The organism is Acidimicrobiales bacterium, from assembly GCA_036273495.1.
Taxonomy (GTDB): domain Bacteria; phylum Actinomycetota; class Acidimicrobiia; order Acidimicrobiales; family JAJPHE01; genus DASSEU01.
Genome location: DASUHN010000170.1, coordinates 1 through 13,046, shown reverse-complemented (window position 1 = coordinate 13,046; position 13,046 = coordinate 1). Strand labels below are relative to the sequence as shown.

Annotated in this window: 12 protein-coding genes; 9 read left to right on the top strand and 3 right to left on the bottom strand. The window is 70.5% G+C overall.

Annotation, left to right across the window (positions count from 1 at the left end; all coding sequences use genetic code 11):
- Positions 1-336 precede the first annotated feature (336 nt).
- From VFW24_07205 to VFW24_07190, 4 genes are all read left to right on the top strand, one after another.
- Entirely contained in the window at positions 337-1,182 is an 846-nt protein-coding gene (locus VFW24_07205; GenBank protein ID HEX5266543.1) for a phytanoyl-CoA dioxygenase family protein, read from the top strand.
- A 200-nt stretch (positions 1,183-1,382) separates the two neighbouring features.
- Positions 1,383-1,883 (top strand): sigma-70 family RNA polymerase sigma factor, encoded by a 501-nt coding sequence (locus VFW24_07200; GenBank protein ID HEX5266542.1) that lies wholly within the window; start codon positions 1,383-1,385, stop codon positions 1,881-1,883.
- 106 nt (positions 1,884-1,989) lie between these two features.
- The gene (locus VFW24_07195) at positions 1,990-3,579 is read left to right on the top strand and encodes an SBBP repeat-containing protein (GenBank protein ID HEX5266541.1); all 1,590 of its coding nucleotides are present in this window, start codon (positions 1,990-1,992) and stop codon (positions 3,577-3,579) included.
- Positions 3,580-4,030: 451 nt separating this feature from the next.
- Entirely contained in the window at positions 4,031-6,703 is a 2,673-nt protein-coding gene (locus VFW24_07190) for a hypothetical protein (protein HEX5266540.1), read from the top strand.
- Between the two features lie 577 nt (positions 6,704-7,280).
- On the opposite strand, the gene VFW24_07185 is transcribed toward VFW24_07190, so the two are convergent.
- From VFW24_07185 to VFW24_07175, 3 genes are all read right to left on the bottom strand, one after another.
- Entirely contained in the window at positions 7,281-7,412 is a 132-nt protein-coding gene (locus tag VFW24_07185; GenBank protein HEX5266539.1) for a hypothetical protein, read from the bottom strand.
- A 153-nt stretch (positions 7,413-7,565) separates the two neighbouring features.
- The gene (locus VFW24_07180) at positions 7,566-8,027 is read right to left on the bottom strand and encodes an SRPBCC family protein (protein HEX5266538.1); all 462 of its coding nucleotides are present in this window, start codon (positions 8,025-8,027) and stop codon (positions 7,566-7,568) included.
- Positions 8,028-8,106: 79 nt separating this feature from the next.
- Positions 8,107-8,313, bottom strand: a complete 207-nt coding sequence (locus VFW24_07175) for a hypothetical protein (protein ID HEX5266537.1) — start codon at positions 8,311-8,313, stop codon at positions 8,107-8,109.
- A gap of 350 nt (positions 8,314-8,663) precedes the next feature.
- Here VFW24_07175 and VFW24_07170 point away from each other — a divergent pair, with 350 nt between their 5' ends.
- The 5 genes from VFW24_07170 to VFW24_07150 form a co-directional block, all read left to right on the top strand.
- The gene (locus tag VFW24_07170; GenBank protein ID HEX5266536.1) at positions 8,664-9,074 is read left to right on the top strand and encodes a hypothetical protein; all 411 of its coding nucleotides are present in this window, start codon (positions 8,664-8,666) and stop codon (positions 9,072-9,074) included.
- A 262-nt stretch (positions 9,075-9,336) separates the two neighbouring features.
- The gene (locus tag VFW24_07165; protein ID HEX5266535.1) at positions 9,337-11,571 is read left to right on the top strand and encodes a UvrD-helicase domain-containing protein; all 2,235 of its coding nucleotides are present in this window, start codon (positions 9,337-9,339) and stop codon (positions 11,569-11,571) included.
- Positions 11,572-11,608: 37 nt separating this feature from the next.
- On the top strand, positions 11,609-11,872 hold the full coding sequence (locus VFW24_07160) for a hypothetical protein (protein ID HEX5266534.1): 264 nt from the start codon (positions 11,609-11,611) through the stop codon (positions 11,870-11,872).
- 171 nt (positions 11,873-12,043) lie between these two features.
- Positions 12,044-12,259, top strand: a complete 216-nt coding sequence (locus tag VFW24_07155; GenBank protein ID HEX5266533.1) for a hypothetical protein — start codon at positions 12,044-12,046, stop codon at positions 12,257-12,259.
- A gap of 30 nt (positions 12,260-12,289) precedes the next feature.
- A partial coding sequence (locus tag VFW24_07150) for a hypothetical protein (GenBank protein ID HEX5266532.1) occupies positions 12,290-13,046 on the top strand: 757 nt, incomplete at its 3' end.

The following is a 13,046-nucleotide window of genomic DNA, read 5'->3' as shown; positions in this document are numbered from 1 at the left end:
CTCCAAAGAGGCTTTCGACGCCCCGCTCAGCCCGACGCCTCTCGACGCCTGACCGGGGCCTGCTACCGGGCTCTCCGGCGATTACCCGGGCGGGACTCTCACCCGCTGGGTTGGTCCAGCTTGCAGGACGCAACATGCCCTAAGTGTACACAACTCTGCAACTGTTGTCGCTACATACGTCGGCAGAGAACCGATCTCCCAACCAGGACGACGAGGACCATCAGCACGTGTACCGGAGCCACGTACGAATATCGGCGGGCGGGAGGCCCGAACAGTTCGGCAGAGGGGTGCGCTTCCGCGGGGCACGGCGCGTCGGGCTGGGCCAAACTCGGCAGCATGATCTCCCGTAAAGGCGGTTACCTGCGCATCTCGTCGGACCCGGCGCCGGAGGCCACCCGGCAGCTGGAGAGAGAGGGATGGGCGGTGGTTCCCGGTGTCCTGAGCCCGGAGGACGTGGCGTCACTCCGCAAGGACGTCGACCGGGTCTTCGACGAGTGGGCCCCGGACGAGCGCGTCCCCGGCCGGCCGGCATCCCACTGGGTCCCCTTCCGCTACGAGATGCTCAACCGCAGCGGCGAGGTGCAGCAGGCCATCGGTCATCCTGCGGTGCTGGAGGTGGTCGAGCCGCTGCTGGCGGCGGACTGCCACGTCATCGCCAACACCGCCTGGCGCCAGCCGCCGGAGGAGAACAGCCATGGCGGGCGGTTCTGGCACATCGACTCGGGGCCGCACGTCCCCCGTCCGGCCGGCATCCCGTGGGACGACCGGATCCCGTACCCGATCTTCGCCGTGGCGGCGCACTTCCTGCTCATGGACTGTCCCCGGGAGGCGGGTCCGACCGCCGTCATCCCCGGCAGCCATCGCTCCGGGCAGGCTCCGCCTCGCGACGAGATGGACAACCCGGAGCTGACGTGGGAGGGCCGGGAGCCGGTCTGGCTCGAGGCGAGCGCTGGGGACGTCGTGCTGTTCGTGTCGGACGTGTGGCACCGGCGAATGCCGTCCGGTCCCGGTGACCCCGGCCGGTACTTCGTCCAATGTCACTACGCCCGCCGGGACCTGGCCCAGCGGCTCCGGCGCACGGTCGACGCCAACCAGCTCTCGGAGGAGGCGATCGAGCGGGCCACCAGCCCGCGGGAGCGGACATTGATCGGCCTGCACGAGGCCTTCTTCTACGACGGCTGACGGTTGAACGAGGCTCTGCCGGGCCGCCGGGCGGGCCGGGCCCCTCCGGACGTCGCTCATCGTCCGGAAGGGCGCGGCTGCCGAAACAGCTATCGGGGCCCGGCACGGAAACCTTAAGACAAGGTTAAATCTGCCAGCAGGCATGCGGGACGGCTTCTCGATGCCCGTCCGCCCAACATTCCGCCCCGCTCGTGACTTGTATGGGAGTGGTGGCCGGCGGCCCTCTCGAGTTCGATGACTGGTACCAGTCCGCGCACCCTCGGCTGGTGGCCGTCCTGGTGTCGTTGACCGGGAGCCTGGAGCTGGCGGCCGAGGCGGTGGACGAGGCATGCCTGCGGGCGTTGGGCCGGTGGTCCCGGGTCGGTGCCATGGAGGCCCCGGAGGCCTGGGTCCGCCGGGTCGCCATCAACTACGCCAAGCGCCGTCTGCGCCGGACGGCCCTGGAGCGCCGCCTACTGGCCCGGTCCCGTCCACCCGAGGATCTGCCCGGGCCCGCCGGCGAGATCTGGGATGCCGTGAGCCGGCTGCCACTGCGTCAGCGCACTGCGGTGGTGCTGCGGTACGTGGCCGACCTCCCCGAGGCGGAGGTGGCCCGGACCATGAAGGTCAGCCGGGGCACGGTGGCGTCCACATTGGCCGATGCCCGCCGCCGGCTGGGTCACGTCCTGAGCGAGGAGCCGGAGAGGGTGGGCAATGACTGATCTCTCGCAGTGGGGGCACCGGCTGGTCGAGGACCCCCCGATCACCAGGACGCCGAGGGCAGAGTTGGAACGGCGTTGGCGCCGCCGCCGCGGCCGGAGGCTCCGAGTGGCCGCGCTGGCCGTAGTCGTGGCCAGCGGTTCGGCCGTGGCCGGCGTGCTGGCTTCGGGGGGGCGGACCACCCAGGTCCAGGTGATCGCGCCCCCAGGGCCGGCCGACTCCTCGCCCGGGCCCGTCGCGCCGGCTCGGCCGACCGCGTTGGCGGTGGCCCGGGACGGGGGCCTCTACATCGCCGATCCGGTCCGCCAGCAGATCCTCGAGCGTCACGCCGACGGCCGGTTCGTCGTGGTGGCGGGAACCGGGCACGCCGGGTTCTCGGGGGATGGCGGTCCGGCCACTCATGCGGCGGTCAACAGCCCGGCCGGCATGGCGGTCGGCGCGGACGGGACCCTGTATTTCGCCGACCAGGGCAACCGGCGGGTGCGCTCCATATCGATCTCGGGGTCCATCCGGACGGTGGCGGGTGGAGGCAGCCCGGACAGCTCGGGCTTCGTCCCCGCCGGCACCCCGGCGACCCGGGCGTCCTTCATCCCCTCCGACGTCACCTTCGGACCGGACGGCCGTCTGTTCATCGCGACTGGTGCCCAGGTCCTGCGCCTCCAGCCGGACGGGACCCTCACGCCCGTCGTGGGAGCTCCGGGCCCCAACCAGGGTCTCTACGGCCTAGGGGGCCCGGCCACCGCCGGCTCGGCCGACAGTCCCACCGGGATCGCCTTCGACTCCACGGGAAACCTCTACATCGCCGGGTTCGCCACGAAGTCCCTTCTCATGGTTACCCCCGACGGCACGCTGACCCAGCCTGCGGGGACCAAGCAGCTCTACCCCCGGGGCGACGGCGGGTTGGTGACGGCCCCCGACGGCGGTGTGCTGGCCATGGGCGTTCAGAGCGTGCTCTCGATCAGCCCCCACCAGACCCGGACCATCACGAGTTTCGAAGGCGGTCTGTTCCATGGGATCCGGGGCTTCTCACCCGACGGGATCGCCCTTGGGTCCGACGGGACCATCTACGTCGACACCTGGAGCGGCAACGGCTACTCCGACCGCACCGCCATTGCCGCGATCGCGCCCGACGGCGTGTCATCGAGGATCCTCTGGGAGAGCGGGTCGCTTGGCGAGGCGCCGGGACAGGCGTCCCAGTCGTCCTCCGGTCCCCAGCCCGCGTCCGGCCCCATCGTTCTGCGGGGAGACGGGGTGGCTTCCGTCAAGTTCGGGGCCACCCAGGCCGCCGCCGTCGCCGACCTCGATGGACTCCTGGGATCGATGACGAGCACGAAGCCGGGAACCGGACTCTCCAACTGCGACGTCGACACGTCCACGCAGTGGCCCATGCTCACCGCCTTCTTCTTCAAAGGCCGCTTCGTCGGCTACAGCACCCTGTCGGTCAACGGCGAAACCCTTTCACCGGCGAACGTAGCCACCTCCGCCGGTCTGCGGGTGGGAGACACCCTGGCGAGGGCCCGTCAGCTCTACGGTTCGGCTCTCACGACGTCGTTTGCCCAGGGCGGGGCGTGGTTCGTCCACACTCCATCCGGCGTCCTGGAGGGCTACCTCACCTCAGAGCCGAACCAGCCGAGCTCGACCCCCAGCATTGCGAGCATCGAAGCCGGATCGGTCGGTTGTCCGGCCGCGACGCCGTAAGTCTCCCCGGAGAACCAGTTTCTGGGCTTGCTTTCCGCAGCCTGGGTGGGGGCGCCGCTGGCCTAGTACCGAGGCGTGAGCTCCTGGGCCAGGTGCTGCCAGCAGCGGGCCGGGTCCAATCCGACCACTGACGCCGCGAATAGGACCTTTGGCCGATCCGCACGAGGGGTGTGACGTTTACATTCACCGTCACAGAGCCAAGGCGGTGAAGCTTTGATCCCCGGTGACGAGACTGGTCGCTGAAGTGGTCCGGGGGGAGCGAGTGGCGAAACCGACGCCCTGAGGCTGAACGTTGAGGTCTGGCCGGTGCCTGCTTGGCCCCGGACCGGCCCCGAGTCCAGGAACGGGAGCGAGTCACGTCATGCGCAGGAAGATCGTTGGTCGCCGTCATCACCGCCAGCTGAATAGTGCTGCCGCGCGCGCTCACAGCGCGATCGCAGGGGCAAGGAGCATGCTCCGGGGACCGGACGGGTCTCGGAGCCTGGCGACGCGGGTGATGGCCGCCCTGATCTCCCTGGTCGGGATCATCGTCACGATGGTCGCAGCCACCGGCATGGCCGCCGCGTCGGCCAACGCCGCCAACCCGGCGGGAGGAGCCACCGGATCGGCAGTGACCAACGCCGATGGCAGCGTCACCGTGTCGCTCAACGGTTCATGGTCGTGGGGACCTGACGACGACGGCGACAGCAAGACCAGTCCCCAGGCGAACTGCTCGCAGCGCTACGGCGTCGGCTTCGTCGTGAGCTGGTGGGGTATCTCAGGCAGTAAGACCCTGCCTACCTTCCCGGTCACCACAAGTCAGTGGATCGGGACCCCGCCCACCGCCGCCACCGTTGCTCCGGTCACACCTGTCGGCTACCTCGCGAGCAAGGCCGGCAACTTCTTCGTCCCCAAGTACTACGTGGGCCACATCACCGATCTCTGCTCCGACACGCAGAACGGCTATCCCGTCGGGACGTGGAGCGCCCAGGCCACCTATGCGAGCGCCGCTGATATCCCCCCGCAGATGTGCGTGAACTTCTACGACGAGCACGGCTCGGCCACGAAGGCCTCGAGGAGCATCAACGACTACAGCGCCACGGGCGATGGCGACAACTCCATCCAGACCAACGACTTCAACCCCGCCATCGGCGGCAACTGCTTCACCACGCCGCCGGTCCAGAAGCCCACGATCACCGTCGTGAAGGAGAACAATGCCGACGGCACGGGCAACTGGAGCCAGAACGAGACGGCCACCGGCCCCGGTGAGACCGTTCCCTTCCGTGCGACGATCAGCAACAGCTCCTCCACCGACGTGGTGGTCGACACGCTGACCGACCAGTGGCCCAACCAGGCCGCCTTTGCTCCGACCTGCGACTCGGCAGTCATAGGCCAGACCATCCCGGCCGGTCATTCCATAACCTGCAACTTCACCGAGACCAACTACGCTCCGGCCGCCGGTCAGTCCCTCACTGACACCGTCGACGTCACGGTGCATCAGGTCGGCAACCCGGTCAACTCGACGTCCGCCACCTCGTCGTCAACGGTGACGACGCCGGGAGCGAACGCTCTCTCCATCTCCGTCCTGAAGCAGAACAACGCTGACGGCACGGGCAACTGGAGCCAGTCGGAGACCGCCGCAACTGCCGGCCAGGACGTCCCCTTCCGGGCGACGGTGACCAACAACTCCGCCACGGCCGTGGTGATCGACTCGCTCACCGATCAGTGGCCGAGCCAGGCGGCATTCAGCCCCACCTGCACAGCGTCGATCGTCGGCCAGACGCTCACAGCCAACGGAGGCTCGATCGTCTGCAACTTCACCGAGGCGGGCTACGCTCCTGCCGCCGGCCAGTCCCTCACCGACACGGTGGACGTGACCGTGCACCAGTCGGCAAACCCGGCCAACACCGCCAACGGCAGCTCCAGCTCGACAGTCACCACGCCTGCCGTTCAGGCCATCTCGGGCTCGGTCATGCTCTGTGACTCGACGGGTGCGCCGACCACCAGCGCTGTCGACGGTGGCTCGATCAGCGTTCTGTCCTCCTCCTCGGTGGTGACCAACGCCCGGGACCGGCTGGCCAGCATGCAGGTTCCTGCCGGCATCTATGCCCTCAACGCCACCGCACCCTCCCAGTACCAGTTCGTGTCCTGCGGGCAGAGCGGGGTGACCATCTCCTCACCGGCATCGGCGTCGCAGAACGTCACCGTCCCCGCCGGAGGGGCCGGTAGCGGCGTCTTCTACGTTCAGCCCCTGACGCCGCCCCCGCCCGCCCCCCAGACCATCGATGGCTCGATCCTGCTGTGCGGTGCGAACGGCAGTCCGACCACCAAGGCCGTCAACGGCGGCTCGCTGAGCGTGCTCAACGGGTCCACGGTGCTGGCCACCGCTGCCGACCAGCTGGGGGCAACCAACGTTCCCGCCGGCACCTACGGGCTCGATGCCTCGGCCCCGGCCAGCTACATGTTCGTCAGCTGTGGCACCATCGCCTCGACGATCTCCTCCCCCACCACCGCCACTCAGGCGGTCGTCGTTCCTGCCGGCGGGGCGGGCCACGGGTCCTTCTACGTGACTCCGGTCCCCCTCTCGATCACCGTGGTCAAGACGACCAACGCCGACGGCACGGACCACTGGTCCAGCAACGAGACCGAGAGCACCGTCGGTGAGAACGTGCCCTTCCGGGCCACCATCACCAACACCTCCCCGGTGGCGGTTTCGGTGAACGCAGTGCGGGACGCCTGGCCCGGTCAGGACCCCTTCGACGTCTCGTGCGCCGACAAGGTGATCGGCGTCACGCTGCAGCCGCAGGGTTCGATCACCTGCGAGTTCACCGTGGACTCTTACCCGGTACCCACCGCTGGGTCGCTCACCAACACGGTCACCGCCGTCGTGGGCCAGCTGAACGTGCCGGCCAACTCCACGGTCGGCAACGCCACTGCAACGGTGTCGGCCCCCGCCCAGGTCCTGGGTGAGACGCTCACCGCCCCCAGCCCGGCCACGATCGTCGAGGGAGCGCAGCTGCCCTTCACAGGAGCGCCCACCCACCTCAAGCTGATGCTGTTCCTCGGCCTCTCGCTCGGGGCCGCCGGCTTCCTGGCCCTGTGGCTGTCCGGCCAGGGCCGGCGTGAGGACTCGGTGCAGGCATGACGGCAGTCACCCAGAACAGCGGGGACGGGCCGTTCGCGGCCCTCACCCACCCGCAGTTCGCGGCGGCCCTGCTCCTGGCGGCGCTGGCGGGCCTGGTGGCCGTCGACATGCGGACGGCCCCGGCGCTCGGCTCCGGGTCAGGGGCGGCAACCCTGAGCGGCGGGCGGACCGCTCTGGCACCCGGCGGCGGGCCTCGGCCCGCCGCCGGGAACCACCACCAGGTAACCCGGACGCCAGCCCGCACCTCCCCGTCGGCGAGCAACAAGGCGATTGCCTGGCCGACCCGGGCAGGCACGTCGTCTGCGGCAAACACCGGACCGGCCCACAGGCGGGACGCCATCGACGAGGGAGCCTCGGTTTCCAGGAGCCAGACCCCCGCCGGGTCTACGGCCGGGAACGGTGCCGGCCATCCGGCGGCCGGCCCGACGACGGGAACCGTCGAGCCGACCGACTCGACCCCGACGTCGGTTCCCCGACCTCCGCGCCCGGGTCAGACGTCTACCACCGCGGGTCAGGGCACGGCATCGACGCCCGCCCCCCGCCCTCCGCGGCCCGGTCAGCCATCGACCACGGCCAGTCAGGGCACGGCGTCGACCGGCACGGTGGGGTCCACGGGGTCGTCCGGCACCAGCGGATCAGCGCCGTCCGGCAGCTCCGCCGCCACCGCTCCGACCCAGCCGTCCTCTGCGAGCAACTCGACCGGCGCCACCACCGGCAGTCAGACAGCCAGCGGTTCTCAGTCGGGCACGACCTCGCCGCCTGTACCGAAGCCGGCGCCCAAGCCCCGGCCTGCGCCCGTCCCCAAGCCGGCGCCCGCTCCCAAGCCCCACTAGGACCGAGGCCCGACGGTCCAATCCCTGCGTCAGACCTCATCCATGATCAGGTCGGGGCGGTACTCAGGGTGGGCGCTCAGGTAGTCGGACGCCGCTCTCATGTGCGCCTCGTTGTGCCGGTTGATGAACTCATACACCGCAGGATCCATCTCAGCCTCTTCGTCGAAGACCAGCCTGGTGCGGTTCGGCCCGAGAGGATCGAGTCGGACGTGACCGATGTGGTCGTCCCCGTCCCTCGAGATCATGGTGTAGGTATGACCACGGTCCGGCACCGCCTCGGTCACCAGTTCGAGGGAAGAGCCGGTGCGGCCGTCCGGCAGCTTGTAGAACACGCGCCGCAGGCGCCCGTTGTGATCGTCGTCACCGGGCCAGAGCACATCGACGCGCTCGACCATCTCAGACCACTCAGTCCATCGCTCGTAGTCGTGCAGGAGAACCCAGACCCGCGCCGGAGAGTGTGGGATCTCCATGGAGAACTCGTGTCGGAGCACGATCCGAGACTCTAACCCCGGTCGCCACGGGGCCCGAGCCGGCGCTGGGGCCGGGCTTCCTGCCCGAGGGATCCGCCGGCTACGGCTCCTGGATGCGCTCGATCCTCTGGCGCAACGCGATGGCCCAGCCCAGCAAGAACAAGCCGACGACAACCACGACGATCCCCAATGCGGTGTACTGGCCCTGACCGGTCATGAACGACCCGTGCACCGCGCCAGTCCCCTGTCCGATCCACACCGCCCCGACCGCTAACGCGACCAGCCCGATCAGTCCGCGCCACCACATACCCACACCCCCCAGAGAACCCACCGGGAGACTAGTTGGCGGAAGGCGGATCCGGCCGTCCGGATCTGGGCCAGGATGCGGCATGGCCGAGGAACCGTCACTCGCGTGGCGCGGCCCCGTCACTGACGACGAGATGGTCGAGCTGGTCCGATCTCAGCTGGGGACGTTCTACTTCGATGCCTGCGGCTTCCGTCCCACGTCCGCCGGGCTCATTCGCCTCCGGTCATAGAGAGAAGCCCCGTCCATTCCCGGGGACACTGCGGCGGGCTACCCTGGTGGCGCGGCGCAGGGAGGGGCCCGCCAGTCGCAAGTGGCGGGCGTCGTTCGACGTCGGAGGTTGGGGGCCAAGCTTGGGAGATCGGGACGAGGGCCGAGCGGCCCATCCTTCGGGGGCGGGGCGGGCGGCCGAGGTCACAGTCGCCGTCGACACCCGGACGGCCGCGACGGCCCGCTCGTTCGTGACAGCCACGCTGCACTCCTGGGGCCTCGGCGGCCCCGTCGGGGCGGCAGCCGCGGTCGTGGACCAGTTTGTCGAAGCGGCCCGCCGCCAGGGGTCCCCGCTGGTGGACGTGCGGGTATGTCGAACCGGCGCCGGGGTGCGCGTCGAGGTCATCGAGCGCTCGCACCCGCCGACCGACGATCTGGCAACCGGCGCGGAAGGGCCGACAGCCGAGGTCCTGGACGGGCTCAGCAACGCCTGGGGCTGCCTGGCGATCGGGTCCGCCTCGTGCCTGTGGGCGGACATCCCCCGCGGGGCCTAGGCGCTCCGACCCCGGCCCGGACCACAACCTGGCGGTAGTTACCGCCCGGCTCCCGACCGGTCGGAGGAGGTGGCCGTACGCGACGGCGGCCGGGGCTTGCCCCGGCCACTACGACCATTGTACCGGCTGATGGGGGTCTTGCCGCAAGCAGGACCAGGTGCTCATACTCCCCGGCGTTGACCAGTGCGCGCGCCACCCGGCGCGGCGCGGCTCCGACATGCGTCCCGGTCGACTCGCCGACGGTGCCGGACGAGGGGGGAGTTTGGGCCTGAGAGACGAGATCCAAGCCGAGCAGTCCCACGTCGACCGGGCCTATCGAAGGCTCGACGCCCTGCGGGAGGGGGCGTCGGAGCTGGCGTCCGAGCTGCTGGCCGAAGGCCGGGGTGGGCTCGTTGCCGACCGGGTCGAGCGCGACGCCCGGGTCGAACACGGTCTGCGGCGGCGGGCCGCCCTGTCGATCGGGGACCGGGCCCTCTGCTTCGGTCGCCTCGACTACACCGCGGGTGATCGCTTCCACATCGGGCGCCTCGGCGTGCTCGACGCCGACGGGGAGCCACTGGTCATCGACTGGCGTACCCCTGCGGCCGAGCCCTTCTACCGGGCCACATCCGGAGACCGCCGGGGAGTGGACAGACGCCGCCACATCCGCATGAAGCAGCGGCGGGTCGTCGGCGTCGACGACGAGCTACTGGTCCGAGGCGACGCCGGCGCCTCCGGGGACACCCTGTGCGGCGAGGGCGCGCTGCTCGCGGCTCTTGCCGCGGCTCGAACGGGACGCATGGGCGACATCGTGGCGACGATCCAGGCAGAACAGGACGCCGCCATCCGCTCCCCCCTCCGGGGGATCCTCGTGGTCCAGGGGGGTCCGGGGACGGGCAAGACCGCCGTGGCCCTGCACCGGGCGGCCTATCTCCTCTACGCACACCACTTCCCCCTCGCCAGCCAGGGGGTGCTGGTGGTGGGGCCCAACCCGGTGTTCTGCCGCTACATCGAAGATGTCCTGCCCGGGCTCGGCGAGACGGGCGTGGTGGTGACCACGGCCGGCCTCCTGCACCGTTCCTATCGACCGGGCGCCGAGGACCCGCCCGAGGCAGCCGCCATCAAGGCCGGCCTGGCGATGGTGGATGCCCTGGCGGCGACGATCGCCGGCCATGAGCAGGCCCTCGAGGCGGACCGGCTCATCGGCCACGGCATCCATCGTCTCCCCGTCACCGTGGCCGACAGCGAGGCCTTCGTGGCCACGGCCCGGGCGGCCGGCAGCCATCGAGCGGGCCGAGCGGTCGTAGAGCGGGTGGTGCTGGTGCACCTGGTCCGACAGGCGAGGAGGGCCGCCCGGCGTGCGGTAAGGACGGGGCTGGCCACGGGCGCGGTGTCGGGCACCGACGCCTCCCAGGCCCTGGAGGCGCTCCGGCGCTCGAGCGAGGTGCGCGAGCTGGTCGATCGGATCTGGCCCGCCCTCAGCGCCGAGCAGGTCGTCTCCGAGGCCCTGGAGCGTGCGGGCGCACCGGCGCTCGACCTCGAGCGGCTCACCGAGCACGACGTCGCCCTGCTCGACGAGGCTGAGCATCTCCTCGGGAAGGTGCCGGCCCGTCGGCGCCGGTCGGGCCGGCGGGTACCACGGCCGGACCCGACGAGGGAGGCGACCATGGCCGGGATGGGCCTGATCCCGGACTGCCCCAACTGCGGCTTCGAGCTGAGCCTGGCCGGGCGGAACTTCGAATGCGAGGCGTGCCGCCGAGTCTTCGACGCCGTGAAGCTCATCGGTCCCGAGCGCTTCCAACAGATCCAGGAGGTCGGCGCCCGTGTCGAGCGCACCTACTCGGACCGTCCGGAAGCCCAGGAGCAGGTGACCTTCGGGCACATCATCGTGGACGAGGCCCAGGACCTCACCCCCATGCAATGGCGGATGCTGTCCCGGCGGGGACCGACCGGTTCGATGACCATCGTCGGGGATCTCGGACAGGCCAAGCATCCGTGGTCCCTGACCGACTGGGAGGAGGCGTGCGCCATCGCCGCGCCGGGTCGGTCGGCCCAGGTCCTGGAGCTCACGGTCAACTACCGCACCCCGTCCGAGGTCATGGACCTCGCTGGCGCTGTCCTGGCCGAGTACGACCCGGCCGCCCGGGCTCCCACATCCGTCCGTCTCTCGGGTGAGCAGCCGGAGGTGGTGGAGATGGACGAGAGCGTCGACAGCACCGCCTTCATCGCGCAAGTGGCCGCGCGGGAGGTGGGAGAGGTGTCCCCGGGCAAGGTGGCGGTCATGTATCCCGTGGGGCGGGTCCCACCACCGTCACCTGCCGCCCTCGACCTCGATGTCATCGAGATGGATCCGGTCAGTGCCAAGGGCCTCGAGTTCGACAGCGTCGTGGTCGTCGAGCCGGCCCAGCACAGCCTGCCCGAGCTCTACGTCGCTCTCACCCGGACCACCAGGCGGCTCGTGCTCGTCACCTCGGCCCCGCTCCCGCCCGCCTTGACCGCGGTGCCGGCTGTCGGCTGACCCGGCCTGTCCTACCTTCTGTGCTACCATCGAGAGGATGGCGCTGCGGGACAAGCGGTCGGTTTCGTTCCCCCCGGAACTGGCGAAGGCAATCGACGAGGCCGCGTCCGAGTCCGGGACCAGCTTCAGCGGCTGGCTCACCGAGACCGCTTCCCACCGCCTCCGCCTCGAGGCGGGGCGGAGGGGGGTGGCAGCCTGGGAGCGTGACCACGGCCCGCTAACCGAGCAGGAGCTGGCCGAAGGGCTGGCCCGGGCTCGAGAATTGCTCGGCCGGTCACGCCGGGCGCGGAGGTCGGCGTAGGTGCCGGGTGTCACCTACGACACCGGGGCCCTGATCGCTGGTGACCGTAACGACCGACGGATGTGGGCGCTTCATGTCGGACTCATTGCCGAGGAGGTCTCCCCGACCGTACCTGCCCCGGTTCTCGCCGAGGCCTGGCGCGGTGGACCACGCCAGGCCAGCCTGGTGCGGATGCTGGCCGGATGCGATGTCGAGGAAATGAGCCCCGAGCAGGCGCGGAAGGTCGGAGAACTGGCCGGCCGGGCCGACCACGATGACGTAGTCGATGTCACCGTCGTCGAAGGGGCGGCTCGGCGGGGCGACCGGGCGGTGGTGACCTCCGATGGGAACCACATCGCCAAGGTTGCCCGTTCGGCGGCTCGACGGCTGCGGGTCGAGCTCATCTGACTGATTGAATTGCCTCGGAGTCATTTGTTCATGGCCCGGAGGCCTCCCCGATGGCGCTTCGGCCTGTTGGTCGCGGTCGTTCCGATTCTGGCGGCGCTGCTCCCGGGGCCGGGGACCAGCGTGGCCTCGGCAGCCGGCGTGGCGTGCTCCCTGAACCTCAGCCCTCCCTCCGGGCCGGTCGGCACCCTGGTCACGATCACGGGCTCGACCGCCGGCTGCCGGTCCGGCGGCGGGGAGCTCGGGTTCATCGACGAGGGCGCCGGCATCGGGATCGGCGAGATGCCCCAGAGCGGCCCCTTTGCCTTCCGGTTCCGGGTACCTGACTCGATGCCGACCGGCAACTGGTTCGCCGCCGCCCAGAGCTACGCCGGCGGTGGCCCGGTTGCTCCGGGCCCGGGAGACTTCGCCGTCACGATGGGCGCCAACCTCCAGGCCCGCTTCCTGGTCACGTGGGCGCGCCCGGGGTGGGCCGACTTCACCTCGGTCATCTCCACGCCGGCCGGGTGCCCGACGTGCTACCGGTTCTCCTCGGGTGGGTTCGACCTCCTACGGGCCGGCGGCTTCATCCGTACCTTCTACGGCGCTCCCACCTCGGTGGGCTACGCCGGTGACGTAGGCCTGGCCGCGCCGGTCGTCGCCGCGGCCTTCACCCCGGACGGCGGCGGATACTGGATGCTCGCCGCGGACGGGGGCGTCTTCACCTACGGCAACGCCCGCTTCTTCGGATCGGCGGCCACCAATCATCTGCCATACCCATTCGTCGGTATCGCCGCCACGCCCGACGGCG